Here is a 24,294-nt window from a genome sequence, read left to right as displayed (position 1 = left end):
GATGCGCGACACGGCCGTTCTCCGACATTATCTCGCGCCGCTGCTTCCCCTGCTTGAGCCGGACGGGGTGACCGAACTGGTGATCAACCGGCCCAGCGAGGCCGGTATCGAAGATCGCAACGGGTGGACATGGCACGAGCTTCCCGAACTCGATAGCGAATGGCTGAGCACGCTTGCCGTCGCCGCGGCGAGTTTCACGCACCAGGACGTCGATGCGCAGTCACCTATCTGCTCGACGATCCTGCCGGCCGGCGAACGCTGCCAGATCGTCATACCCTCGGTCACGCCGAGCGGCTGCCCATCCTTCACCATTCGCAAGCCCTCGACAGTCACAATGCCGATCGACGAACTCGCATCCGCCGGTCTCTTCGCGACGACGCGTGCAAGTGCCAAAGGATTTACCGACGTCGATGCGAACCTGGTCGCTCTGCGAGATGCAGGCGATTGGCCAGCTTTCTTCAAAATCGCGGTCGCCGCGCGCAAGAATATTCTGGTCAGCGGTGCTACCGGCTCCGGCAAGACGACCCTCGCCAAGGCGCTCATTCAACTCATTCCGGCCGGAGAGCGCCTGCTGACGATCGAGGACACGCGTGAATTGATCGTGCCGCACCGCAACGTCGTACACATGGTCTATTCGAGCGAGGGGCAAGGGTTGGCGAAGGTCGGCGCCAAGCAGCTGCTGGAGAGCGCGCTCCGCATGCGCCCTGACCGGATTTTGCTTCAGGAACTGCGGGACGGCACCGCCTTCTTCTATCTTCGCAACGTCAATTCCGGGCATCCCGGCTCGATCACGACGGTCCATGCGGGTTCCGCGGCCGGCGCCTTCGAGCAACTCACGCTTCTCGTGAAGGAATCCGAAGGCGGCCGCGACCTTGCTCGCGACGATATTCGCGGGCTGCTGCGGATGCTTGTCGATATTGTCGTCCAGACCCGGCGCCATGGCGGCCGGTTCGAGGTGGAAGAGGTCTATTTCAATCCAAGGACTGGCGATGCTGGCGCGGCATAACGCCTGGGGTCTGGCCGGTTGGGCGCTTCTGGCGGCGGTCTGCTGGGCGACGGTCACGCTCGCGATCGCGCTGTTCGGCCTGGGCCAGATCGGTCCGCACACCGACCTCCGCGCTCTTCCGGCGTGGCTCTGGTATTATCGTTCGGACCCGCTCCTGATTGACTGGCTCCGGCGGGGCGGGCTCACCGGTCTCGCCGTCGTCGGCCTTGTCGCGATTGCGATCTTCCGCCGCGGTCCGGCGCTGCATGGAACGGCTCGCTTTGCCCGCGAGGCGGAAATCCGCCGCGAAGGTTTGAGATCGAGGACCGGCATTGTTGTCGGCCGAAGGGGAGGGCGGCTCCTGATCTTCGGTGGGAATGAACATGTCCTGCTCGAAGCGCCGACGAGAGCGGGGAAAGGCGTTGGCGTCGTCATCCCTAATCTGCTGACATGGCCGGATTCCACCGTCGTGCTCGACGTGAAGCGGGAGAATTGGGCGGCCAGCGCGGGTTTCCGCGCACGCGCCGGACACCGGGTCTTTCTCTTCGACCCGCTCGACACAGAAGGCCGCAGTGCCCGATATAATCCGCTCGCCCATATCCACAGGGCCGATGACACTGATGTGATCAACGAGTTGCAGAAGATCGCCGGCATGCTCTTCCCCGCGCCGGAGCGGTCCGACCCCTTTTGGGCTGAATCTGCCCGCGCCGCCTTTGTCGGCGTGGGGGCGCTGGTGGCCAGCAATCCTGGCCTGCCTTTCACCATCGGTGAAATTTACCGCTGGCTGACCACCGGCGATCCCAAGAACGACCTGCCCAAGGCCCTTGACGAAGCGGGGAGGGCAGGACAGCGCCTCAGCCAGCCTTGTGTCTCCGCGATCCAGGATTTTACGTCAGCGTCCGACAACACCTTTTCGGGCATTAAGCAGACGATCACCGCCCGGCTCAATCTCTGGCTCAATCCCATGGTCGATGCCGCGACAGCAACCAGCGACTTCGACCTGCGCGATGTCCGTCGGCACCGCGTCTCAATCTATCTCGGGGTGTCGCCCGATAATATCGACCGGATTTCGCCGGTCTATAGCCTGTTCCTCCAGCAGCTGGTGGATCTCAACACCCGTGAACTGCCCGACCCTGCAACCGCGGTCCCGGTGTTGGTGCTCCTTGACGAGTTCGCCCGCCTTGGGAAGGCGTCGGTGATCGCAAACGGCTTTTCCTATGTCGCGGGCTATGGGTTGCGACTCTTGCCCGTGGTCCAGAGCAGGGCGCAACTGCGCGCGATCTATGGGCCGGATGTCACGGAGGAGATCATCGCGAACTGCGGGCTGGAGATCATCTTCACACCCAAGGAACTCAAGGTTGCCAACGAGCTATCGGAGCGTCTGGGTTCCTTCACCATGAACGTGAAGTCGCGCAGCCGGACCATCCACGGCCTCCTCGCCAATCGCAGCATATCGGAATCGGATCAGCGCCGCGCACTCCTGCTTCCGCAGGAACTGATGCAGATGCCCAAATCGGAGCTCCTGCTTTTACGCGGCGGCGTCCCACCCGTCCGCGGCAAGAAGATCGCCTATTTCCGGATGTCGCTCTTCACGAAACGCGTCCTGCCGCCGCCCGTCGTGCCAGCTCGCCCGGCGGTAGCCGCGATGCGCTCCAACGGCCCCATGGCAGAACATGGCGGTACCACGGCGTCAGCAAGGGATGGAAGCGCGCCGCTCGAAACGGAGGTGCCTGTGCGTGAGATGACCGATGCCGAACTGTCGGGCGCCGTCCGCATCACCGACGACATGTTGGTGCTCGGTGATCTCGCGGAGTTGCCAGCGCCTGGGGACGAGGAAGCTGCGATCCGGTTCGTCGCCGCCATGGTCGAAAGAGCGGTGATTGATCGGGGCGCGGCTGAACCCCCGCCACATATCGAGGAAGGATTCACCCATGGCCGCTGACAAGCCGAAGGGCCGTACTCCCAGGGCAAAAGAAAACACGATCGGCATAGACCGAGGAAAAGCACCGCCAGCCGCGGGGCGTATTCCGCCCGACGACGGAAAGACGAACCCGTCAGCTGATGATCGTACCCGATCACCAATCAAAAAGGCCGAGAAGATCCACTCGGTCGAGAGTGGCGACGTCCCTGAAGCCCTACGCAAACGCTATTTTTCATCGACTAGCCGGTGGTCTGGCGAGCCTGCATTTTTCACGACCGCCCAGGCGACGGAGCCGGCCTTCCGCGATCAGGGCCGCCGGCTGATCACATCGAGCGAGAGCGAAGAGGTCGTGAAGGATCTCGTCGCGATCGCGCGGCATCGCGGTTGGTCACAGATCCATGTGACCGGAACCGAGCCCTTTCGCCGTGCGGCATGGCTTGAGGCGAGCCGCCAGGGCCTTGAGGTGAGGGGCTATCGCCCCGCCGAACGCGATCTCCAGGAGCTGGATCGGATGCGCCGCGACGCGAGCCGTAACAGCGTGTCACCGGCGCTTGAGGGGCGCTCCACCGAACCGAACCGCTCCACGACAGCACCGGGCATCTCGCATCCCGGCCTATCGCGCGACCGCGCGCGCGACGAGCGGGCCGCGCAAAGCCAGCTTCGGGTGATTGAGGCAGTAGTCCGAACGGCCCTTTTCGATGATCCTGCGGCGATCGGACGCGTGATGAAGGTCGCTCAAGCCAAGATGGACCAGAATCTCAGTGCTGGCCGGGAAATTCGACCGGCGCTCGTTCGACAAGCGAACGACAGACAGCGCACTGGCGGACGAGAACATGCCACTAAGGCAAAAACTCCGCCACAGCGAGCGCGCAACCGATAATCAGCCAAAGATTTCGCGCCGAAGGCGGGATGGCCACGCGAACAAAAACCTTATAGTATCAGCTTCATGCCAATTGGCCATGCCGCTCTAGCACCCGCATGAGAACTGCATTCGCCTGCGTGAAGTTCTCGCGCTGACCCTTGATCTGGTACGCCCATTTTGCGCCGTGAAAGAGATTGTTGCGCAGGCGCCAGACGATCATCAGCAGAGCCAGTATCCGGTCGCGGGGATCGTTGTTCGCGCCCCGGATCACGGCTTCGACAAGATCGGAGTGGTCCGATTTGCGTAGGTTCAGAAAGGGATAGTGATAGGTGAGCTCGTCGTCCGCAAAGTAGCGATCGCGGAAATAGGCCAGCTCCGCGTCATATAGGTCGGCGCCCATGATGTCGCCGGCCGCCCAGGCATCGACCTTCTCTGTGATCCGGTCGGCGCGAGCGTTCGCCTCCATAATCTCGGCCTCGAATAGGCTCCAGAGAAAGGCGAAGTCGAAAATCGCGCGGCGATCTTCGTCGGGCAAATCCTGAAACCCGGGGGCTCTCGCCTCCAGCCATGCCTCACTCGCGCTCTTTGCCCGTTCCTCCATAGATCAGTCCTCCGGTTCGTCGTCGGGCCGGCTCAGCTCGGAAAAGTCGGTGAGCGCATCGCAGCTGATGCAGTGGTACATCTGCGAGGCCTCCTGAAAGGCCAGGCCGCACAGGCATCCGCAAAAGGGGCAACATTCGTCAATTTCGAGGTCGCCCCATTCCCAGACGCCGAGATATTCCGGCACGGCGTCACGATCGTAGCCCACGATCTGAAATGCGTCGGCGTTCTTCGCGACGAACCCGTCGCTGGTGGCACGCATGAGGATCGGCAGGATGTCGGCTGGCTCGATCGCGAACCATTCCCCCCGGACCCGCATCGCTTCGAAATGGCGATGGAGGCATCGTTCCAGCTCGAAAGTCGCGTCGCTGTTGATCCATCCGAGGAGTCGAAGCGCGGATGGGTTGCCGGTCTGAAGGTTGCCGCGGCGCTTCTCGATGTCCTTGGCGACGCCGATCTTGATCCGGCAAAAGCCACTATCTTCTTCACCGATGAAATAGACCGGCATCGCGCGCGTCTCCCGTCCGGATCGTCAGGTAACGAGGCCGAGAAGTGTCTCGACCAGTTCCTTGTACGACGCTGGGGAGAGGTCGAGCGGTCGCCGCTCCTGACGCATGAGTGCCACCAGGAGGCAAGCCGTGAAGAACCAGAAGTTGGAGTTGCTCGGGAGGCTGTACCCCGCGATCATAGCGGTCAGCCGATCGGCGATCGGGGGATATTCATCGGTCCCCCACCGCACCATGGGCGATGTCATTGCATGGACGACTATAGCAGCCAGCGCGATTCCGCTTGCCCGCTTTTGTTCGACCTCGGCGAATTTGTGCCCCTGATCCCGGGCATATTCGGCAAGAGTGCTGGTCATGGTAGTGCGCGCCCAGGTGTCGCACGCCATCTCCTCCTCATAGCCTTCTTCAGGCGCGTCGCCGGCTTTCCGGAACATGACGTGCCGAAGCTCATGAAGAAGCGCAAAGGCGAGCGCGAGGCAAACGAGATCGAACGCGGATTTCTCTTGGTCGTCTTTCAGGCTGTCACGGTCATCGGTCGGCTTGGGTATATCGCTCGGCCAGGTGATACCGTCGGTCGCTGCCGCCCCAAGCAATGCCTTGGTCGCAGCGATGCGCTGCTTGTAGTCGAGTTCGAGTTGGGGTCGTTCTTCGTCATCCTCCAGGATTTTGTCGATCGACATGCCCGTGCGCTGAGCTAGCGCGACTGCAGGCCCATACAGCTCGATCGCGCGCCAGACTGCGAAGCCCATGAGCCAGAAGAGATCGATCGTCTTTGTATCGAATTTGATGCGCCGGTTCGTGGAGTTCATCGTCGTGCCCGTTGCGCTGGAGGCGACCTCCACGTCATGTCCATGATCGACCCAGATCTTGCACAGATAATCGGCCCTTTCGGGGACCGCCCCACGCAACAGGTTCAGTACGATCGTCTGATTGGACAGCTCCGTAGCCATAGATACTCGCTGTTGGTGAGCCGCAGGACGCAGACTCATAGAAGTCCCGGTCTTCATGCGTTTCAGGCGCGCCGAAGCATCCGCTCGACACGCACACGCTGATAGCCATGAACATGGACGTGCTGGCGCAGTTGCCGGATGTCCCGGATCCCGAACGCCACGGCGGCCTTCAGGGGGCTGGCGAAGGTCGCGTAATAGGACCATCGCGCGTCGGCGGGCAAAGACGGGTTCTGACGGCGATCCGTCAGGGCCACGTCGCGCGGGTCGCTGGTGTTGCGAAAGGCGTGAAAGGTGATCCAGTCTGCCCGCCGGTAGCGCGCGGCTTTGCTGAACGGCACCGATTGAACCTTGACGTCGGTCTGATCGAGCACCCAATTGCGCTGTTCGAGAATCTGGCGGACCATATGGCCCACCATCTGCTTGACACGATCGGCGAGGATTTCCTCACGAAACTCCTCGAGCAGCTGTTCCTCGATCCCCTCGACCGCCGGCTTGCTCAGTTCAGAGGCCGTTTCCAACCGAGCGACGACGTCGGGTCGCGTCAAAAACGCCCAGATGCGCTGGCCCAAGTCGGAGGCATGGAGCGAGGCGAATTTCTCAGGATTGTAGGCGAACATGAGCGGCCCTCCTTTACCGGGCAAATATGGCCGGTTATAGAGTAGTGTCAACGGCGCTTGCGACGGGGCGCGCTTGGGCGCGGTCGGGGAGGTAGGATTGGCTTCTGCAAAGGAATTGAACCGAGGATCGGAATGGCGGCGCTGGGAGCCCCACATCCACGCGCCAGGCACGGCGATGAACAACCAGTTCACCGGGCCAACGGCATGGGAGGATTATCTCACCGCGGTTGAGAAGGCGACGCCAGCGATCGAGGCGATCGCGGTGACAGACTATTATGTGACTGACACCTATGAGGAGGTCCTGCGCCATAAGGCAGCAGGGCGGCTGCCTGCCGCGAAGCTGATCTTCCCTAATGTCGAGTTGCGGCTTGATGTCGCGACAGCAAAGGGCGGCTTCGTCAATCTTCACCTATTCGTCAGTCCCGAAGATCCCAAGCATTTGGAAGAGCTGCAACGGCTGCTGTCGCGGCTGCAATTCAACGTCATGCAAGACCGATTCGACTGCACGCGGGCCGATCTCATTCGTCTCGGTAAGGCGGCCGATCCTAAGATCACCGACGATCGCACCGCGCTTTCCTATGGCGCCAACCAATTCAAGGTGAACTTCCAAAAGCTTCGCGAGGTGTTTGGCGAAAGCAGCTGGGCGAAGAAGAATATCCTCATCGCCGTGGCTGGCGGGGCGAATGACGGTACGTCGGGTGTCCGTGAGGCGGCAGACCAGACCATCAGGCGGGAAATCGAGAGTTTCGCGCATGTCATTTTCGCGAGCAGCGAAGCCCAGCGGGAATTCTGGCTTGGGCTGCGCCAGCTCTCCGCTGATGAGGTTCGCTCGCTCTATGGCGGGCTCAAACCTTGCCTGCACGGTAGTGACGCCCACAAGCTAGAGGATGTCGCCAGCCCGTTCGGCGATCGCTTTTCCTGGATCAAGGGCGGGCTTGAGTTCGACGCGCTGCGCCAGGCCTGCATCGATCCGAAGGGCCGCGCCCATGTCGGTTCGGAGCCGCCAGCGTCCGCCACGCCGTCTCAGGTGATTTCGCAGGTCGAGATTCTGAACGCCGAATGGGCCACCACGCCGGTCATTCCGCTGAACCCGGGGCTCGTTGCGATCATCGGCGCGCGGGGCTCGGGCAAGACGGCGCTTGCCGACATGATCGCCGCCGGATGCGATTCCATCACGGACGAGGCATGGAACGCGAACGAGTGGGCGAACCCTTCGTTTCTGGTGCGCGCGCGACCGCTGCTTGGTAACGGCCAGGTCAAGGTGGCCTGGGCCGCGGGAGAGCCGGTCGTTCGATCGCTCGACGGGTCCGATGCGAACGGGCCGTTTGCCTATGAGCGCGTGCGATACCTGTCCCAACAGTTTGTCGAGGAGCTGTGCTCGTCGAGCGGTCTGACTGATGGTCTCCTGCATGAGATCGAGCGGGTCATTTTCGAGGCCCATCCCGATCATGAGCGCGACGGCGCGCTTGATTTCGAGGAACTGCTGGAACACCGCGCGACGCGCCATCGGCTGGCGCGCGAGCGCGAAGCCGAAGCGGTGGCGCAAATCTCCGACCGGATCAGCACCGAGCTCGAAAAGGAGAAGATGGCAGCGATCTACGAATCGCAGGCCGCGCAGAAGAAGAAGCTGGTTGAGGCCTACACCGCCGACCGTGCGAGACTGGTGTCGGCCGGCAGCGAAAAGCGCGCCGAGCGCCATACCGAATTGGCTGGCGCCGCGAACACACTGCGCGCCAAGCTTAGGCGGTTCACTGGGCAGCGCCAGACCTTCCTCGCGCTTCAAGACGAGGTGAAAGATCAGCGTCGCAACCAGGCGCCGGAGACGCTAAGGCAGGCCCAAGCCCGGCATTCGAACAGCGGCATGTCGGACGAGCAATGGGCCGCTTTCCTGCTCGACTATAAAGGTTCGGTGGACGACGACCTCGCCGCCTACGTCAAATGGGCGGACGGCAAGATCGCCGAGCTGAAGGGCGTCCCTCCCGTACCCGGCGATCCCAATACACCCTATTTTGGCGACGACGCAGATCTGACCACGCTCTCGCAAGCGATGCTGGACGCCGAGATGTCGCGCCTCGAAAAGCTGGTCAGCGCGGACAAGGACATCCAGCGGCGCTACACTGCCCTGTCCGGGAACATCGCGACCGAGAACGCGGCGCTGCAGACGCTGACTGAAAAGCTGAAGGACGCCCAGGGCGCTAAGGATCGGGCCAAGGCTCTGCAGGTCGAGCGCGAAGAAGCCTATGGCCGGGCGTTCGATGCGCTCGTTGCCGAACAATCGGTCCTGGAGGCCCTGTATGCGCCGCTGATGGCGCGGCTATCAGCGGCCTCGGGAACATTGAAGAAGCTGTCCTTCTCTGTAGCGCGGACGGCGAATGTCGAGCAATGGGCGACGGAAGCTGAAGACGGGCTGATCGATCTTCGCAAGGCTGGAGCGTTCCGCGGCAAGGGCACCTTGTTGGAGAAGGCCAATGAGGTCTTGAAGACGGCCTGGGAGACAGGCGATGCCGCAGCCGTCCGCGCAGCGATGGCAGAGTTCCGGCGGCTTTATCAGAAGGAGCTGCTTGATCACTCGCCGGTCGCACACACCGAGCAAACCGAATTTCGCGCATGGTCCAAGCGCTTTGCGCAATGGCTGTTCAGCACGGACCACATCGCGATCCGTTACGGGATCGACTATGACGGCGTCGACATCCGGAAGCTGTCACCGGGCACGCGCGGGATCGTCCTCCTACTCCTGTATCTGGCGCTCGACGACAGCGACAACCGTCCGTTGGTAATCGATCAACCCGAAGAGAATCTCGATCCAAAGTCAGTGTTCGATGAACTGGTATATCTATTCATCGAAGCCAAAGCGCACCGTCAGGTGATCATGGTTACCCACAATGCCAATCTCGTCATCAACACCGACGCGGACCAAATCATCATCGCGGAATCTGGTCCGCATCCCCATGGCAAACTGCCGCCGATCACCTATCGATCGGGCGGGCTTGAGAATGCGGAAATCCGCAAAGCCGTATGCGATATTCTGGAGGGCGGCGAAGGTGCGTTCCAAGAACGTGCACGACGTCTCCGGGTGCGCCTAGAGAGGTAGCGCACATCTCGCCCGGATCCGGCGCGGTTGCGCCAGTGTTATCCGTTTAACATAACGTACATTATCATACTTTATCGTTGTTTATCAATGTGTTATGCAAATCCCCCCGCTGGTCATTCCGGTGAATTGATATCCACCCAATAGGAGATGTCTTCGAAAAGGTGCATGCCTTCCGGATCTTCCCAGGCCGTGCGCCTGTCATCCCACCGGCCGATGACAGGACGATCGCCTTCCCATAGCAGCATAAGGCGACCGTCCTTTCGATCGTCGGGCATCATCCCGACAGGCTCCCATGGGATGTATTTCGCTGTAATCACGCTCAACTTCCTCACATGGATCGTAGATCGAATCTCTCGTGCACATCCAACACGGGTTTACGAACCTCGCCGCATATTCACGTTGAATGAACTTTAAGCGCGCTCTGCAAACCCTCTCTTGCGCTGAGTTTATATTTCTGCGATTTTGTTCATTATGGCTGAACAACTGCCGCCTCCGCTAAACCGCCTCCTTGCCGAGTTGGCCCCTGGTCAGCTCGTCGATAGCGCGTGGCTGCAGGCACAAAGTATATCGCGTCCATCGGTTCACGGCTATGTGAAGAATGGCTGGCTCGAGCGCGTCGCGCCGCGGGTCTATCGGCGTGCTGGCGCCGAGACCACCCTGCCTCTCCGCTGGGACGCGGCCGTCCTGTCGGCGCAGTCGCTGCGGCCATCGACCTTCTATGTCGGCGGTCCCACTGCGCTCGATCTGCTTGGGCGCAGTCACTATCTGCGCGTCGGCGGAAATGCGACCGTTCACCTCTACGATCCCGAAGCGACGGCACCCACCTGGCTGTCCCGGCTACCGGTCGATGCGACATTCGCCGTCCACACACGCGCACTTTTCGCCGACCCTGTGCTCGGCGTTGAATGGTGGCGCTACGATCTCGGCACAGGCCGCCTGGGCGCGGCGGTTTCCGAACCATCGCGTACCAATCCCTGGGATCATTTCCTTCGTGTCGCCGGCGAGGAGCGGGCGACGATCGAAATGCTCGATCAGGTCCCGGACGACGTCGGCTTCCACCATGCCGACGAGACCTTCCAGGGCCTCTCCAATCTCCGGCCACGCCTTGTCACCCGTCTGCTCGTCAGTTGTCGTAGTGTCCGGGCGAAGCGGCTCTTTCTGTTCTATGCCGAGCGCCATGGCCATGCCTGGCTCAAGCATGTCGATCGCGAGGCCGTCGATCTCGGCACCGGCAAGCGGCAACTGGCGCCGGGAGGGAAGTTCGACGCACGCTATCAAATCACCGTCCCCGCCTCGCTGGTAGGGCGCCCGGGAGATGACTTATGACCGCCGAGCGCTATCTCAATCAGGTCAGCCTTCTCCTCCGCGTGGTTCCGGAAATCGCCCCCGAGGCGGACTTCGCGCTGAAGGGCGGCACCGCCATCAACCTGTTCGTGCGCGATCTGCCGCGCCTCTCGGTAGATATCGACCTCGTCTACTTGCCCGTCGCCGATCGCGAAACATCGCTCGCTGCTGTGCGCGCTGGCTTCGAGCGTATCGCCCAGCGGCTTGAAACCCGGCTCGGTTTCAAGGTCGATCGCCACCTCCTCAGCGATGGAAAGCGGCTGCTCGTCCATTTCGAGCGCGCCACCATCAAGGTCGAGATTTCCCCGGTCCTGCGCGGCACGGTCTTCCCTCCGGAAATCAGGGCCGTGAGCGCCGCGGTCGAGGATCGCTTCGGTTTTGCCGAAATGCAGCTGGTCTCGCTGCCCGACCTCTATGCGGGCAAGATGGCGGCCGCGCTCGATCGCCAGCATCCGCGCGACCTGTTCGACATTCATCATCTGTTGGAAAATGAGGGCATCGACGAGGATCTGTTCCAGGCCTTCCTCATCTATCTCGTCAGCCATCCCCGGCCCGTGCATGAACTCCTTAGTCCGCATCGGCTCGACATCGCCGCGCAATATGACGACGAGTTCGCGGGCATGACCGTGACGCCCCTGCCGCTCGACATGCTGCTCGCGGCGCGCGAGGCGCTGATCGAAACCGTACAACAACGCGCAGCCGAACCCGCAGCGCGCCAGTTTCTCAAGAGCTTCGTAGCGGCCGAACCTGACTGGTCCGCGATCGGCCTCAGCGAGGCCATCGCCGAGCTCCCGGCGCTACGCTGGAAATTGATGAACCTTCAGCGCCTTCGCCAGCAGAACCCCGACAAGTTCGTCGTACAGGCAGAGTTGCTCGATCAGTGTCTTGATCACCCGGTTTGAAAAAGCATGCTCGCTCCGCAGTCGAGCGGCCCGCGACCGCATCCGCGATGCGTCTCCTGAATTTCAGACCAACCGCATTGTGGTCATACGGACAATGCCTGAAAACAAAGTGCCCCGACGGTTTGCAACGCAGGGACCGCCGGGGGATACCCGGACGACATGGCACAAACCCGCCAAAGAATCGAGTGAGAAGGTCTTCGCGCCTGCCGGGCTTCCCTTCCCAGTCTAGGCGATCTGGGCAATGCGCTGACGGCGCGCCCTATCAATCTTCAGGACGATATCGCCCATCCAGCCCGGCATGGCCGGACGGGCAGCGACTAGCACGCGCGTACTGGCATCGTCGAGGCGCGTGGCAAAGCGCCCGATCGCATCCGCATCGATATTGCCCTTCCCCAGATGCGCGAGCGCCTGGACGATCGCATTGACCGATTCCGGCGCATCGAGCACCGGCGCCCGGCTGTGCTTCAGGGTGACGCTGCGTCCGCCCGCCTTGGCGGTGCGCGTGCGACCGCTGGTGGCGTAGCTCGCCCGGGCGGGCACCTGCGTCGAGAGACCAAGGCTGTTGGCGGCCGCCGCGCCCGACGGCGCCAGCGCATCACCGCTCTGCACCGAGAGCGCCTGCGCGACCTGTCCGGGATCCGGGCTCAAGGCGCCGAGCTTGTCATGCTGGCGGGGATAGTCGTAAAGACCGCGGCCGATCCGGCGAATGTCGCCGGCATGGGCAAGACGCGACAGGGCCATGTCGACCGAGCCGCGCGTGCCGAAGTCGACGAACTGCTTGGGCGTGAACACCCAGCCACGGCCCTTGCCGCGCACGCGCTTCATGATCCGATCGGCAACCGCAGACATGTCCATGCTCCTGTCTGTTAGATAATAGCATGGTTTTTTCTAACAAGATACGCCCCACGGACAGCGAGATTTATACCTCCTTTTCCTAGCCTTCCCTCACATGGCCGGGGCAATATCCCCCTGCAAGATGGAAGGGAAATCATCCGAATCAGCGCTCCCGTCCGCGATCGGGCGCAGGCCTCTCGGGACCGGCCTCGCCCTCCGGTTCGCGTGCGGATGCCGGATGCCGCGCTTGCATCATGTCGCGGGCCAAAGCGAGACGCCGGGAAACCGCCGGCGGCATGGCCGCCAGAAAGTCCGCGACCTCGTTGGAAAGCGCCTGGTCGTCCGCCTGTCCGGTGCCGGCAAGCGCCACCGCCGCCTCGGCATAGGCCCCGCGGATCTGTCTCTGGCGAACCAGCGCCATCACGTCCTGCGGGCGCCGCGCCTCGTCGGGCGAGCGGACGAAAGCCTCGGCGCGCAGCGCGTTGAGTTCATCCATGGTGAGCCGGCCCCCGCCCTCACCGATCCGTGCCCCGAGATGGAGCGCCGCCGAGCGCACCCGCTTTTGGACATGGCCCCTAGCCCGGCGCGGCGTAGCTTCCGCCGCAACACCGCGAGCCCGCAATTCGTGCGCAAAGACCTCGCGCATATGGTGGAGATCGGCCTTGCGCGGATTGAACCGCCTGCCGTCCGCCCCTTCGGTGGCGACGGTCAGATGGACGTGGGGATGGTCGGTGTCGGTATGGAGAGCCAGCATATAGGCGTGCTGGCCCTCGAACAGGATGCGGGCGAACGCCTGCGCCGCGTCCTGCAGTGTCTCGGGATCGGTCGATCCGCCGGGCATGGAGAGGACCAGCGACAGCGAGGTCGGCCGGTCACGGCCATGCTCGTTCATCGCATCGTCGAGCATCGCCCAGTCCTGTGCGATCTCCTTCAGCCGCTTGGGATCGTCGATGATCTCGCCTTCGCTCGAGCGCACCGCGAGCTTCCCGTGCCGCGCGACATAGCCGAAATGTTCGGACAGATGATGCGCGCCATATTGCTTGCCCGAAACCTTGACCATGACCTCCGGGGCCTTGCGCACGATCCGCTCAAGCTTGGCCCGGGCGTCCGCCTGACTGAGCGGCATGAGCCGCCCCTGCCCTCCCCGGCCCAGCCCACCCTTTCCGACGCGAACATAGGCCCCCCGCAATGTCCGCTTCCCGCCCGAAGGCGGTCGCCATGCCTCCATGAGGCTCGGCAGCGGCAGGACGCCATCCTCCTCACGCATCGATGCTGTCCCAATAGGCAAGATCGCCTTTCAGCGCGGCGCCGAAGCCGGCAAGCGCTGTCCCGATTTCCGCGCGGAAGCTCGCCACCCTCGCCGCCTCGCGTGCGACATCGAGGCCCGACTCCACCATCACCGAAGCATTGAGCGCGCGGGTCGCCTGATTGAGGTTGATGCCGATGCGGTTGAGTTCGCGCCACGCCTGGGCGACCGCGGCCCGCTCCTCGCGCGGCAAGCCGCCTTTAACGCGCAGCCTCCGCCTGACCAGCGTCGTCACCCAGTCGGTGCGCTTGAGCCCCAGCACTGCGGCCTCGGCATCGAGCGCTGCAATTTCTTCCTCGGCAAGCCGGATCTCCACCCGGCGCGTGGCGCGTGCGGGTGGCGGCGCACCCACCTCCCCCGCTGCCCCCTCTTCCAGCGCGGCCATGATAAGACGCCGCAGAAAAGCGGAGCGACCGCCCGCCGCCGACGCCTTCGTGTCGAAGCGTTGAGCAAGATCATCATCGAGGCGAACACCGAAGAATGCCATGCACTGAGGCTATTGTTTAACATCCCCGGCGCCAAGCCTATCCGGCCCTCACCTTCCTTCAACTCATCTGATAGTCTGCTTGAGCAGACTTCTGCTTTTCTTGATAAAGACGCCTCTCAACCACGCCTGATCCATGAAGGGGCGGCGCCTTTGGCGCCGCCCCTGTCCTCTTGCACGAAAAAGGCCGCACCCCGTCAGGGGAACGGCCGACATCCACGGAAATTCGAAATGCAAACGCGGAGGAAAGGGGTCAGGGGATGGCGACGTCGGCGGATCCCTGCGACGCGGGGCAAAGCCGTTCAGCGGCGATCTCCCGTCGCGACCCGTCGGCGAACAGCACGGTAACGCGGGCTGCAAGGATAAGCCGTCCCGGTCGGCCATCGACATCAACCGGCAGGCTGACCTCCGGCACTTTTACCGCCGATCCTGCAACAGAACCGGGCGCCACATACGGTTCGGGGCGGGCAGCGGGCACCGTTGCGCTCCGGGTCGGCGGCGCGCTGATCCCGGGGCTGCCCGCCCTGCCCTTCAACCCGGCAATGAACCGCGCACCCTCCGCCAGCGTCGCGCCTTGCTCGCTCCAGCCCGCCACATAGGCCTCGACTTCCGCCGGATAATCCCGCGACGCGCGATGCAGATCGTAGAGCAGGCGGATCGGCGCGCGCGACAGCGCGTCCCTGAGATAGGAGGCCATGTCGCCATAAGCGGCATAGAGCGAGACGAACTGCTTGGACCGGCCAAGCGCGGCGGCAATCTCGACCTGGCTCATGCCGCCCTTGAGCATGCGGGCAATCGCATGGGCAAGTTCGACCGAAGAGAGATTGGCGCGCTGGTCATTCTCGACAATCTGGTCGGCCAGCAGATGCGTCGGTTCGCCCTCGGCCACGATAATCGCCGGGATCGTCGCACGGCCGGCAAGCTGCGACGCGCGGAAACGCCGCTCGCCCAGACGGATGCGGTAGCGCCCGTCGGCATCGGCGGGCGCGACGGTGATCGGCTGCAACACACCCCGCGCCGCAATCGAGGCCGCGAGTTCGGTCAGCGCATCGTCGTCGAAACTGCGCCGGGGATTGCCGGGATCGGGGATCACCTGGGTCAGCGGCAGGTCCTCGACCCGCCGCGCCGCCTCATGCGCGCCGACCAGCAGACCGAACTCCTCGATGCGCTCGTCGAACTTGCCCATCAGGCGGCCGCCGCCGGCGCACGGCACAGCCGCCGCTCGATCTCGGCAAGGATCGGGCGCAGCTCCTCGGCGGCCGCTTTGGCACCGCCGCTGCTCTCGAGCCAGACCGGCCGGTGATTTTCGGCGGCATGCTTGTAGGTCGGGCGGGCCTTGATGAAGGCCGGGAACATCAGCCGCTCGCCCACCGCATGGGCAAGCTTGACGGCATTGTCCATCTCGCGCCGGTCGAACGGATTGACCATCGACGGCAGCAACCCGAGGAAATCGATCTTGCGCCCGGCTCTCGCCGCCTCTGCCTTGCGCAGCGCGGTCAGCAGCATCTTGGCGCATTCGACCGAATCCTCGGCGACCTGGACCGGAGCGATCACCGCATCGGCCACCGCCAGCGCGCTCAGGGTCAGCTCATCCCATTTGGGACCGGTATCGATCACACACAGGTCGAAATTCGGGGCGAGCGCGGGAAAGCGGCCAAGAAAATCGCGCACGTCCTGCGCGGCCTTGACCATCTGCAGGCGCTGGTCGGCGGCCAGCAGGGTGAGCCCGCTCTGCCCATCGGCGGCAAGCGGCGCGGCCGGATCGAAAAGATCGGCCGAAAACCCGCCGGACCGAGCCCCGGCGAGCCGGCGCGAGGAACTGCCCTGCGGATCGAGGTCCACGAACACCACCCGGCGTCCAGGCGCCTCGGCCAGATACCAGGCGAGATGGGTGGCGAGGAAGGTCTTGCCCACCCCGCCCTTGAGCAGGCTCACGACGATCGTCTTCATCGAAAGGGTCCGTCAGCAATAGTCGTCGGGGCCATCGCGCAGATTGCGCTCATAATGGTCGCGCGAGGACCAGTCGCCGCCGCCGCCAATGCCGGGACCGACATAGCGGAAGAGATAGACGGTGAGCGCGAAGCAGCCGAAGGCGAACAGGATAGCGTGATCGGGATGGGCAGCGAAATAGGCGGACATGGGAACAACTCCTCTGATGGATGGTGAAGCCCCGCGCATGCGCCGCATGTCGCGGCCGCACGGGGCACCGCACCGGCGCGCCCTCCCCTCCCATAGACCGATGCGTGGGAGGCACGCCGCCTGCGCAGTCTGCTCAAGCAGACTTTTCGGAGCCACCCCCCCGGTCGGGGGGATGGCCCGCATCGTCAATATTCCTCGGCGAGGAGGATCGTCAGAACCCGCGTAGTAACCTCCGGATTGGCCGGATCGGGCGAGCCCCAGGCCAGCTCGAGGTCATAATAGTCGATCTTCCAGTAGAGGATGGCGGCGTCATATTCGAAGCGGCCGAAATCATGCTCGCCAAGCGGATCATTGTCTGGAGTGAAGCTGTCATAGTCGCGCACCGCGCGCAGAATCTCGGCGCGCTTGTGAAAGCCGCGGAAGAGGGCGACATCGCCGATCAGCGCGGCAACGCCTGCGGTCATGACGATCTGGTCGCGGCCCGGCGCATGGAGGGACTGGCGCAAAGCGTCGTTGAGCGATGCAACCCGGACGATCCGTTCGGCCTGGCTCAGGGCGCGCGGAGAAGATTGGGACATGGGAAGAACTCCTGTTGTCCGGCCCCGACCATCGAGACCTTCCGACAGGCGCACCGTCAGCCGGCGTCCAAGCGCGGCGCCGCACCCGACAGGGTCGCAACGACAGTGGAGAAGCCCGCCCGCGGGCTTGCGGCGGCGCGCGCGCCGGATAGGCAGCCAAGGAAGGAAGGTCTTGGGCGGGGCCGATGTGCAACAGCTTCCCTACCCTATTCGCTGGCCTGGCCTTTGCCCGATCGCTATGCTCGCGTGATGCGCCCCGATGCTGCCATCTTTGCCTTCATGCCGGCTTGGACCGCGACTCTCGGCGCGATGCGTCGCCATCATGTCCAGCTGCGCTCCTGCTGCCGGCGCTGCGGCGCGTTGACCCGCGAGGAGCTCGAAACGCTGATCTGCCTCCATGGCGAGCCGGCAAGTCTGATCGACCGTCAGCGGCGCTGCCATATGGTGGGTTGTGATGGAGCGGCCTATTATCTTGCCGCGCGCCGCTACGACGGGAGCTGGTACAGACTGCTTGCGAATGACGCCCTGCGATCAGGCCTGGACAAGTGCCCGCCGGCCCATGGGGCGAGTGGCTTGGTCGCGCCGATGAACCGGCATTGACGTCCGTGCCCTTGCGGCAGGGATCGCAACCCGGATGGGCTGAGACTTGGGGCACCCAAGGCTCAGGGCGCTAGCCTAGAGCCCGACCGGCTCGCCGGGGCCGCCACGAACTTGCCTCCCGGAAAATCAGCCCGCCAGCGTCCGCCGAAAATTGCCCAGCGCCGCACAAAGCTTCTGCGAGATGGTTTTCAGTTCCCGCAGCTTGCCCACCGCATCGCTCTCTTCAAGGACAAGTTCCGACCGCTCGGCCTGCTGGGTGCGGATCGAGACGATGCGGAATATCGCGATCCAGCGCCCGTTGCGTTCCAGAGCGAGTTTCGCCTGCCCATGCGCGAGCATGGTCCGCAAAGCTTCATGGCAACGGAAGGCTGCGAGCAGAAGCGCAACACGTTGCCCTTCTGTGGCAAAGGCTCCGCCCTCCCCGACGACCTGGGCCAGATCATCGAGTCGTTGGCCGACAAGATGCCGCAGCCGCACACCATCGCCGCGGCCCGGTATCGCACGCAAATGCAGCAGGGTTTCGGTCACTGACGCCTCGACGCTTGCAAAACATTGCAGGCTTGCGCCGCGCCAGGCGTTGACGTCCTGCGCGACCCGGGTCCAGTCAGCTTCGCGCTCCGCCGTGATCGGGGTTTCCATGTCCATGGTCCTCGACCCTAGATCCCGTCACTGAACATTTGGTTCTTGGCAAAAGGATGGAGGCGAGCACGCGAAAATCGCGGGCGCCGCGCGGGCGTCCGGAGGCGTCCTCACGCAAAGGGATCGAACTCGGTGACGATGGCGACGCTGCCGTCGAGATCCTCGGCGGTGATGACCCCGTAATGCTGTCCGATCGCAATGACGAACGTGGCCATCATGAGGCTCTTCGAGAGGCTGAAGGCGTGACGGCGAGCGATTGCGATGTCGGTGAACATGTCGAGGCTCCTTTGCGCGCCGGCGGGATCATCCCGCTCGACTGGCGCCCGACGTGTCCGGCCGGCGGCCGCGATCACTTTTTGGATGCAGGCCAAAAAGCCGTAGCGCAGCGACCGGACCCCTTGCGGGTTGATCGTGGAAGGCCGACGGCCGGACCAAGGATTGCGCCCTGAAGAGAGCGGGTGATCCCGCCGGCCAGGAGCCGCCCTCGCCCTGGCATCGCGCCCTCGCGGGTCGATCCCCCTTCTCACCCCGTTCCGCCACAAATGGCTGACACGCCAACGTCCGCGCGGTAGTCCTCGCGCCATGCCCTTCGTCGCCCTTCTCCTCACCATGGCCACCGTTCCCGCCGGACAGCCCTTCGCCTGCACGCCGATCCGGGTCTGGGACGGCGATGGACCGATCTGGTGCCGCGAGGGGACGCATGTTCGTCTTGCCGGGATCGCCGCCCGGGAGATCGACAATAGCTGCCGGCCGGGACAGCCCTGTCCCCACGCGAGCGGCGCTGCGGCGCGCGATGCGCTGGTCCGGCTCCTGGGCGGTGCGCGGGGCACCGCCCGCACCGGCCATGTGCTTGTCGCCGGCCCCACCATGCGCTGCGTTTCAACCGGCAACGCCAAAGGCAATCGCACCGGGGCCTGGTGCTCGGCCCCGCAAATCGGGAACATCAGCTGCGCGATGCTGCGTACCGGCACGGTGCTGCGCTGGGAGCGGTATATGGAGGGGCGCTGCCGCGCGTCCTGACGGGCATCCCGGCCAACACCGCAAACAGCGAAAGAGGCCCGGCGTAAAGCCGCCGGGCCGTGCCCTCCCCGATCAGAACGGGATCTCATCGTCTTCCGGATCCTGGCCGTGACCGCCATTGTCGTTCGACTTGGCCCGGGTGAGGAAGGTGACCTCGTCGGCGATGATCTCGACGCCATAGCGCTCGATATTCTCGCTGTCGGTCCAGCGGGTATAGTGGATGCGGCCGCGGACCATCACCTTCATGCCCTTGTCGACATATTGCTCGACGGTCTTGCCCACCCCGTTGAAACAGGTGATCCGGTGCCATTCGGTATCCTCGATGCGACGGTTGTTGTCGTCGCGCAGGATCTTGCCGGTGCTGTCGCGCTTCGGGCGCGAGGTGGCGAGGCTGAAATGGGTGATACGGGTGCCGCCCTGGGTGGTGCGGGCTTCGGGGGTGGCGCCGACATTGCCGGCGAGGATGACGAGATTCTGCATGGCTCAAGGTTCCTTCCGTTCGGGTCCAAGGGACCGTCCCTTCGACTGATCCCCGGCCAAGGCGGGCAGGCCCGATGCCTCCACCGGAGCGACAGCGGCGGGGAACCCCGAGACGAGGGGTGGTGCGGGCAGCCGTGGCACACGGCAACTCGGCCCGAAGGATCGCGGGTTGGAGGCAGCGGACGACCGACTTAGGGGTCAGATGAGGAGAAGGGCGGGTCTGCCGCTTGGACCGGCCGCGACCCGGAACCGTGCGTCAGCTTCGTCTCCCGGCCGCATCGATGCCGCCCGTTGCTCCGACCGGCCCACGCCCTGCCCTCAGCTCCTGGTCTTCGCGGCGATGCGCGTGCGGACAATCCTGGAGATACGGCCGATAGCCATAAGTTCGGGAATCGTGGCTCCGCCTTGTCATCGCGCGGAGGGGCATGCCCGTTGAGGCCTATCGCCAGGCGCATGGTGAGCCGAGGCCATGACCTGCCCGAGGAATGTACGGATGGATGCGTGAGCTACTGCCGGATCGATCGCCGCGCCACTTGCGACCAGAGCGTCGATATCATGGCGGGCATAGGCTGGTCCCACCTGGATGACGAAGCGCTCGAATGACCGGTCCGGGCGCGGCAAGCCGAGCCGCCGGGCCTCGACCAGGAGACGGTCGAGACAGTGACCGAAACAGGCGCGGTTCTCCTGATCGGTCCAGCCATGTGTCAGGAGATAGGCTTTGAGGCCAAGCTCACAGGCGATCGCCACATGATGCAGCACAAGAGCGGGATACACGCTCTTACCGCCCTGCGCGCCGCGCAGGAATTCATCGGCCGTTTGGAGAAAGGCGCGCGCGAGACCGGGATCGCCGTCCATGGCAAGCCGTTCGAGGATCACCATCCCGGCCGCGTCGAGCCCGGCAAGCCAGACAGGCCCGGCCTGGTTGCGAAGCCCACGCAAGGCAGGGCCGTCGGGATGCTCTGCGTCCCTGGCCGAAGACCAGAGCGCACACAGCGCAGCCTTCCAGTATCGGCCATGACGGTTGCGGAAATCGATGAGGGCGCGCGCACTCGCGCGGTCGGGCAGGAACATGGGGAATGCCTCCGGTGCAATGGGACACTTCCCCCGGAGCACCCTTTCCTTTTCCCGATGCCCGAAGGCTGCTGGATGGCAGACACTGGCCGCCGCAAGCGGCGGCCAGCAGCCGGTCAGGGCCGGCGTTCGGCGCTCGGCGGCGTGCCCAGAGGACCGCGGCGGTCAACGACGTGGATGCCGCGCGACTTCGCTTCGATCACAAGCCGCTCGGTGACGCCATTGCCTTGGAAGGCCACCACATAGCGGGGCTTGATCGAGAGCATCTGCTCGTTGCGCCGGAAACCGGCGCGATCGCCGAGCTTGCGGTCGAGTCCGAAACGCAGTTGCTGGATGCCGTGCTGTTCCGCCCAGGACGCGGCGAGCCGCTCGATGCCCTTCATGTCACCGCCATGGACGAGATACATGTCGCCGACGCGCTCGCGCACCGCGTTCAGGGTGCGTAACAGATTGTCGGCAAACTGCTTGGCGTCGGCCTCGCTCGCAAAGCTGAGCCGGCCACCGGCGAAAACCACGGGCGTGCCCTGCACCAGATTGGCGTCGCGCACCCGCTCGCGCCGCGCCCGCAGGAAGGCATGACCATCGACGATCGCGGCCGTCACGCCCAGAGAGATGCGGTTGCCCGATGCCGGAACCCAGGACCGTCCGGTTTCGTGGAGATAATGGCGCGCCGCGACGTCGCGCATCGCCTCATAGGCCTGTGCCGACTGCTCGACCTTCTGGGCGAGTTCGACCTTTTCCTCAAGGTCGGTGGTCGCGATCTCCGAGCCGTCCTGCTCGGCGAGGAGGAGACGGATATCGTCGGTCAGCCGATCGACGAAGTGGTTTTTCTTGGCCGCGGCGCGGTGGAAGAGGTTGACCAGGCCCCAGCCCAGATCCTCGATGTCGCGCTCGAGCGCGGTGAAGGGGAACAGCGCGAAAAGGTCGCTCCAGACGGCGCTGACGGTCTGTTCCATGGCTTCGAGTGGCGGCGGCGCTTCGAGGCTGCGATGTTGATCCCCCGACAGGGTGAGATGCCCGAGTTCGAGGTCCGCGAGGATCGCGGAGAGGGAGCTGGTCATGATGCTCAAGTCCTTCGCTGTGGGCCGGCGGCCTGTCCGCCGGATGCGAAGCCTCCGGGCCATCGGTCCAAGCGGCGGCGGCACCGCCGGGCGAAAGCCCAAGGGGAACCCGCCACAGGTACGGGCTGGTGCGGGCAGGCGCGCCAGCGCCAACACGGCCGTCCTGTGGCGGGTTGCTGCCGCCAGCGCGATGGCCCATGCGGCGCATCCTCCGGCGACAGGTCCGGCCTACGGCTCAAAGACTCCTCATCAACCGCGCACGATCAGTGGGGGGATCGCCAATTCGGCCCGTTCGAGACTGGCGAGGATAGCGGCATGCGAACCCAACTGCCGAATGTCCGAGGCCGACAGCATGACCTCGTCATCGTCCGACGCCGAGAAATACTCCGGTGCCCCTGCCCCGCTGAAAACGACACGTTCAGGACCGAAGCTGCCGGAGGCACCACCCGACCACCGCGCATAGACAAGCCCGGCGCGCTGGGCGAAGCCCTCGATCTCCTCGAAGATGCCCCAGGCGACCTCCGTGCCGACGAGCACAAGCGTTTCGCCGGCAACCACCCGGTCGAGCGTGACCGGCTCGCCTTCCCAATCGGCGCCAGCATCGTCGGCCGCGATTGCCGCCATGAGATCGGGCACGCGATCGGCGGACAATGTTCCGCCGAGCCGCAAGGTGACGGATACACGATCAGCCATGATCCATCTCCTGTCCCGGCGCACCGCCAGATTCGCCAGATTCGGCCCGGTCCAGCAATTCGCATTCCATCTGCGCCGTCGTGCTGGACAAGATGTGATCGGCGGTCACGACCGCGACGCCTCCGCCAAAACCGTCAGGCCGCATTTTGGTGCACGTCCAGGCTGATGTGATGACGACGGCACTCAGACCCTCGCACCGACGCACAATGCCCTGAAAGATCTCTGCTCCGCCCAGATCGGAAAGATCGAGCTCGATCTCTTCGTCGTCATTCCCGGCGGCCGCGAGCGCTTCGCGCACCATGTCCGCGAGCGCTCCCGACCTTTCGGCGTGCTCGGCGAGCCCGACCTTGAGTGTTTCGATGTCCAGCCAGATCGTGTCGGACGGTCCTTCGCTGGAGAAAAAATAGATGGCGTCGCCATCGGCCTCGAATTCGAACATCTGCTTCAACACCGCCAGTTCAAGCGACGTGATCGCATCGGCGGATATGCTCGGGCGCACGACGGTCGGCGAATAATAATCTGCCATGGGAGTTCTCCGATTATGGCGAAGCTCCGGCAAGGCCGGGCTTCAGGAAGATGCTTGGACGAACGGAAAGCGTCGGAGCCGAACGCTTCCGTCTACAATGGGCGGCGCGTAATGTCGGGGCACCGGCTATGCGGCCGCCTTCTGATCGGTCGCAACCGGGAGCAGATTGGTCGCGCGCAAGAGGAAACCCGCCGCTTCCTCGGCCCGTGCGGCTGCCGTCAGCAGAGCCCGGCTGTCCTGCCGCAAAATGGCAAGCCAGGATCCGATATAGGCGGCATGATCATCGAGATGGATTGTCGGAAGGCCGATGTCGGCGCCGATCAGGGCAGCGGTTAATTCGGCCACCAACTCTTCAAACGCATAGGCATTGTCACCAAATCGCTTGCCGAAGGACCGGGCAAGCCGATCCGGGTGACCACTCCAATGCCCTGCTTCATGCGCCAGGGTCGCCGCCCAGCTCGCCCGCGAATCGAACTGCTCTATCGCGGGCATCGTGATCATATCGGCCCGCAGATCATAATAGGCACGGTCACCGCCATTGCGCTGTCGAGCCGGCAAGCGGTCGATGAAACATTGAGCGCGGGGACAAAGTTCGTCCGAAGGCGGCACGAGGACAAGCATTTCAGGATAGAAATCGGCGGCGAGCCCGTCGATCTGGTCGGCATTGAACACCGCGTAGGAGCGCATCACGCGCCGCTGTTCATCGCTACTCCCACCCTGACCATCGGCGGCTTCGATCTTCTTGGAATAGGCTTTGTAGAAGATCGCGAACTGCGCCTGCTCGCCCTGCCGCACCTGCCCGCCCAAAGCTTGCGCCTGGCGATAGGTCATCCAGTGGCGGGAGCGATACCCGCCCTGTTCTGCGGCCAGCCACAGCCAGAAGGTATTCATGCCGCGATAGGGTTCGCCATTCGCTCGGAGGGGTCGCCCCTGGGCTGCGCTCGCGCGCCAGGGTCTCACCCATGGCCGGACGCCGGCCTCAAGTCGCTGGATGATGGCATGGGTGATCGTTTCGGCCGGCGATGGCCGGCTCGGTGCATGTGCCACGATGATTCTCCTGAGATTGGGAAAGGCAGGCGGCGGGA

General features: G+C 64.0%; 27 protein-coding genes. 8 read left to right on the top strand and 19 right to left on the bottom strand.

The genetic code is table 11. The features are described from left to right. Position 1: 1 nt before the first annotated feature. From virB11 to J3E64_RS18085, 3 genes are read left to right on the top strand one after another with little or no spacing between them, the layout of a single operon-like run. Complete coding sequence (gene virB11 / locus J3E64_RS18095; RefSeq protein WP_253344442.1) at positions 2 to 1,006, top strand: P-type DNA transfer ATPase VirB11; 1,005 nt, start codon at positions 2 to 4, stop codon at positions 1,004 to 1,006. Further along, positions 990 to 2,927 (top strand): type IV secretory system conjugative DNA transfer family protein, encoded by a 1,938-nt coding sequence (locus J3E64_RS18090; RefSeq protein WP_253344441.1) that lies wholly within the window; start codon positions 990 to 992, stop codon positions 2,925 to 2,927. The genes virB11 and J3E64_RS18090 overlap by 17 nt, the downstream gene beginning before the upstream one ends. Next, the gene (locus J3E64_RS18085) at positions 2,917 to 3,786 is read left to right on the top strand and encodes an LPD7 domain-containing protein (protein WP_253344440.1); all 870 of its coding nucleotides are present in this window, start codon (positions 2,917 to 2,919) and stop codon (positions 3,784 to 3,786) included. Before J3E64_RS18090 ends, J3E64_RS18085 begins: the two co-directional genes overlap by 11 nt. A 64-nt stretch (positions 3,787 to 3,850) precedes the next feature. On the opposite strand, the gene J3E64_RS18080 is transcribed toward J3E64_RS18085, so the two are convergent. The 4 genes from J3E64_RS18080 to J3E64_RS18065 all read right to left on the bottom strand — a co-directional run bounded on the left by J3E64_RS18080 (position 3,851) and on the right by J3E64_RS18065 (position 6,393). Continuing rightward, a complete protein-coding gene (locus J3E64_RS18080) occupies positions 3,851 to 4,369 on the bottom strand; it encodes a hypothetical protein (protein WP_253344439.1) in 519 nt (172 codons plus the stop codon). 3 nt (positions 4,370 to 4,372) lie between these two features. Beyond that, positions 4,373 to 4,876, bottom strand: coding sequence for a GIY-YIG nuclease family protein (locus J3E64_RS18075; RefSeq protein ID WP_253344438.1), 504 nt, complete (start codon positions 4,874 to 4,876; stop codon positions 4,373 to 4,375). Between the two features lie 24 nt (positions 4,877 to 4,900). Beyond that, a complete protein-coding gene (locus J3E64_RS18070) occupies positions 4,901 to 5,716 on the bottom strand; it encodes a phage exclusion protein Lit family protein (protein ID WP_253344437.1) in 816 nt (271 codons plus the stop codon). Between the two features lie 170 nt (positions 5,717 to 5,886). Further along, the gene (locus tag J3E64_RS18065; protein ID WP_253344436.1) at positions 5,887 to 6,393 is read right to left on the bottom strand and encodes a hypothetical protein; all 507 of its coding nucleotides are present in this window, start codon (positions 6,391 to 6,393) and stop codon (positions 5,887 to 5,889) included. A 163-nt stretch (positions 6,394 to 6,556) separates the two neighbouring features. On the opposite strand from J3E64_RS18065, the gene J3E64_RS18060 reads away from it, so the two are divergent. The 3 genes from J3E64_RS18060 (at position 6,557) to J3E64_RS18050 (ending at position 11,778) form a co-directional block, all read left to right on the top strand. Next, a complete protein-coding gene (locus tag J3E64_RS18060) occupies positions 6,557 to 9,532 on the top strand; it encodes a TrlF family AAA-like ATPase (protein WP_367398645.1) in 2,976 nt (991 codons plus the stop codon). A 471-nt stretch (positions 9,533 to 10,003) separates the two neighbouring features. Next, the gene (locus J3E64_RS18055) at positions 10,004 to 10,858 is read left to right on the top strand and encodes a type IV toxin-antitoxin system AbiEi family antitoxin domain-containing protein (RefSeq protein ID WP_253344434.1); all 855 of its coding nucleotides are present in this window, start codon (positions 10,004 to 10,006) and stop codon (positions 10,856 to 10,858) included. Continuing rightward, positions 10,855 to 11,778 (top strand): nucleotidyl transferase AbiEii/AbiGii toxin family protein, encoded by a 924-nt coding sequence (locus J3E64_RS18050; RefSeq protein WP_253344433.1) that lies wholly within the window; start codon positions 10,855 to 10,857, stop codon positions 11,776 to 11,778. Before J3E64_RS18055 ends, J3E64_RS18050 begins: the two co-directional genes overlap by 4 nt. 225 nt (positions 11,779 to 12,003) lie before the next feature. On the opposite strand, the gene J3E64_RS18045 is transcribed toward J3E64_RS18050, so the two are convergent. From J3E64_RS18045 to J3E64_RS18015, 7 genes are all read right to left on the bottom strand, one after another. Continuing rightward, positions 12,004 to 12,633, bottom strand: coding sequence for a DUF6088 family protein (locus J3E64_RS18045; protein ID WP_253344432.1), 630 nt, complete (start codon positions 12,631 to 12,633; stop codon positions 12,004 to 12,006). A gap of 142 nt (positions 12,634 to 12,775) precedes the next feature. Further along, a complete protein-coding gene (locus J3E64_RS18040) occupies positions 12,776 to 13,879 on the bottom strand; it encodes a relaxase/mobilization nuclease domain-containing protein (protein WP_253344431.1) in 1,104 nt (367 codons plus the stop codon). After that, complete coding sequence (locus J3E64_RS18035) at positions 13,872 to 14,405, bottom strand: plasmid mobilization relaxosome protein MobC (RefSeq protein WP_253344430.1); 534 nt, start codon at positions 14,403 to 14,405, stop codon at positions 13,872 to 13,874. The genes J3E64_RS18040 and J3E64_RS18035 overlap by 8 nt, the downstream gene beginning before the upstream one ends. 250 nt (positions 14,406 to 14,655) lie before the next feature. After that, complete coding sequence (locus J3E64_RS18030) at positions 14,656 to 15,588, bottom strand: ParB/RepB/Spo0J family partition protein (protein ID WP_253344429.1); 933 nt, start codon at positions 15,586 to 15,588, stop codon at positions 14,656 to 14,658. Next, on the bottom strand, positions 15,588 to 16,352 hold the full coding sequence (locus J3E64_RS18025) for a ParA family protein (protein ID WP_301287355.1): 765 nt from the start codon (positions 16,350 to 16,352) through the stop codon (positions 15,588 to 15,590). Before J3E64_RS18025 ends, J3E64_RS18030 begins: the two co-directional genes overlap by 1 nt. 12 nt (positions 16,353 to 16,364) lie before the next feature. Beyond that, complete coding sequence (locus tag J3E64_RS18020) at positions 16,365 to 16,541, bottom strand: hypothetical protein (protein ID WP_020820482.1); 177 nt, start codon at positions 16,539 to 16,541, stop codon at positions 16,365 to 16,367. Between the two features lie 185 nt (positions 16,542 to 16,726). Then, positions 16,727 to 17,119, bottom strand: a complete 393-nt coding sequence (locus J3E64_RS18015) for a DUF3768 domain-containing protein (RefSeq protein ID WP_253344427.1) — start codon at positions 17,117 to 17,119, stop codon at positions 16,727 to 16,729. Between the two features lie 225 nt (positions 17,120 to 17,344). Here J3E64_RS18015 and J3E64_RS18010 point away from each other — a divergent pair, with 225 nt between their 5' ends. After that, on the top strand, positions 17,345 to 17,719 hold the full coding sequence (locus tag J3E64_RS18010) for a hypothetical protein (RefSeq protein ID WP_253344426.1): 375 nt from the start codon (positions 17,345 to 17,347) through the stop codon (positions 17,717 to 17,719). A gap of 126 nt (positions 17,720 to 17,845) precedes the next feature. On the opposite strand, the gene J3E64_RS18005 is transcribed toward J3E64_RS18010, so the two are convergent. Together J3E64_RS18005 and J3E64_RS18000 are read right to left on the bottom strand one after the other, a co-directional pair. Continuing rightward, the gene (locus J3E64_RS18005) at positions 17,846 to 18,358 is read right to left on the bottom strand and encodes a hypothetical protein (protein ID WP_253344425.1); all 513 of its coding nucleotides are present in this window, start codon (positions 18,356 to 18,358) and stop codon (positions 17,846 to 17,848) included. Between the two features lie 110 nt (positions 18,359 to 18,468). After that, complete coding sequence (locus tag J3E64_RS18000) at positions 18,469 to 18,633, bottom strand: hypothetical protein (protein WP_253344424.1); 165 nt, start codon at positions 18,631 to 18,633, stop codon at positions 18,469 to 18,471. A gap of 307 nt (positions 18,634 to 18,940) precedes the next feature. On the opposite strand from J3E64_RS18000, the gene J3E64_RS17995 reads away from it, so the two are divergent. After that, positions 18,941 to 19,378 carry a thermonuclease family protein gene (locus tag J3E64_RS17995; protein WP_253344423.1) on the top strand — a complete coding sequence of 146 codons (438 nt, stop codon included), beginning with the start codon at positions 18,941 to 18,943 and terminating at the stop codon, positions 19,376 to 19,378. A gap of 72 nt (positions 19,379 to 19,450) precedes the next feature. Here J3E64_RS17995 and J3E64_RS17990 read toward each other — a convergent pair whose 3' ends face one another. From J3E64_RS17990 to J3E64_RS20870, 6 genes are all read right to left on the bottom strand, one after another. Continuing rightward, positions 19,451 to 19,858 carry a single-stranded DNA-binding protein gene (locus J3E64_RS17990; RefSeq protein WP_253344422.1) on the bottom strand — a complete coding sequence of 136 codons (408 nt, stop codon included), beginning with the start codon at positions 19,856 to 19,858 and terminating at the stop codon, positions 19,451 to 19,453. A gap of 408 nt (positions 19,859 to 20,266) precedes the next feature. Next, complete coding sequence (locus J3E64_RS17985; RefSeq protein ID WP_253344421.1) at positions 20,267 to 20,929, bottom strand: hypothetical protein; 663 nt, start codon at positions 20,927 to 20,929, stop codon at positions 20,267 to 20,269. Between the two features lie 116 nt (positions 20,930 to 21,045). Next, on the bottom strand, positions 21,046 to 21,990 hold the full coding sequence (locus tag J3E64_RS17980; protein WP_253344487.1) for a DUF2493 domain-containing protein: 945 nt from the start codon (positions 21,988 to 21,990) through the stop codon (positions 21,046 to 21,048). 249 nt (positions 21,991 to 22,239) lie between these two features. Beyond that, positions 22,240 to 22,683 (bottom strand): hypothetical protein, encoded by a 444-nt coding sequence (locus tag J3E64_RS17975; RefSeq protein WP_253344420.1) that lies wholly within the window; start codon positions 22,681 to 22,683, stop codon positions 22,240 to 22,242. Continuing rightward, positions 22,676 to 23,209: a hypothetical protein gene (locus J3E64_RS17970; RefSeq protein WP_253344419.1), complete on the bottom strand. Its 534-nt coding sequence runs from the start codon at positions 23,207 to 23,209 to the stop codon at positions 22,676 to 22,678. Before J3E64_RS17970 ends, J3E64_RS17975 begins: the two co-directional genes overlap by 8 nt. Positions 23,210 to 23,335: 126 nt before the next feature. Beyond that, on the bottom strand, positions 23,336 to 24,256 hold the full coding sequence (locus J3E64_RS20870) for a zincin-like metallopeptidase domain-containing protein (protein WP_253344418.1): 921 nt from the start codon (positions 24,254 to 24,256) through the stop codon (positions 23,336 to 23,338). Positions 24,257 to 24,294: the final 38 nt, after the last annotated feature.

Source organism: Sphingobium sp. OAS761 (assembly GCF_024168485.1).
Lineage (GTDB): Bacteria > Pseudomonadota > Alphaproteobacteria > Sphingomonadales > Sphingomonadaceae > Sphingobium.
This window is presented reverse-complemented; position numbering and strand designations above follow the sequence as displayed.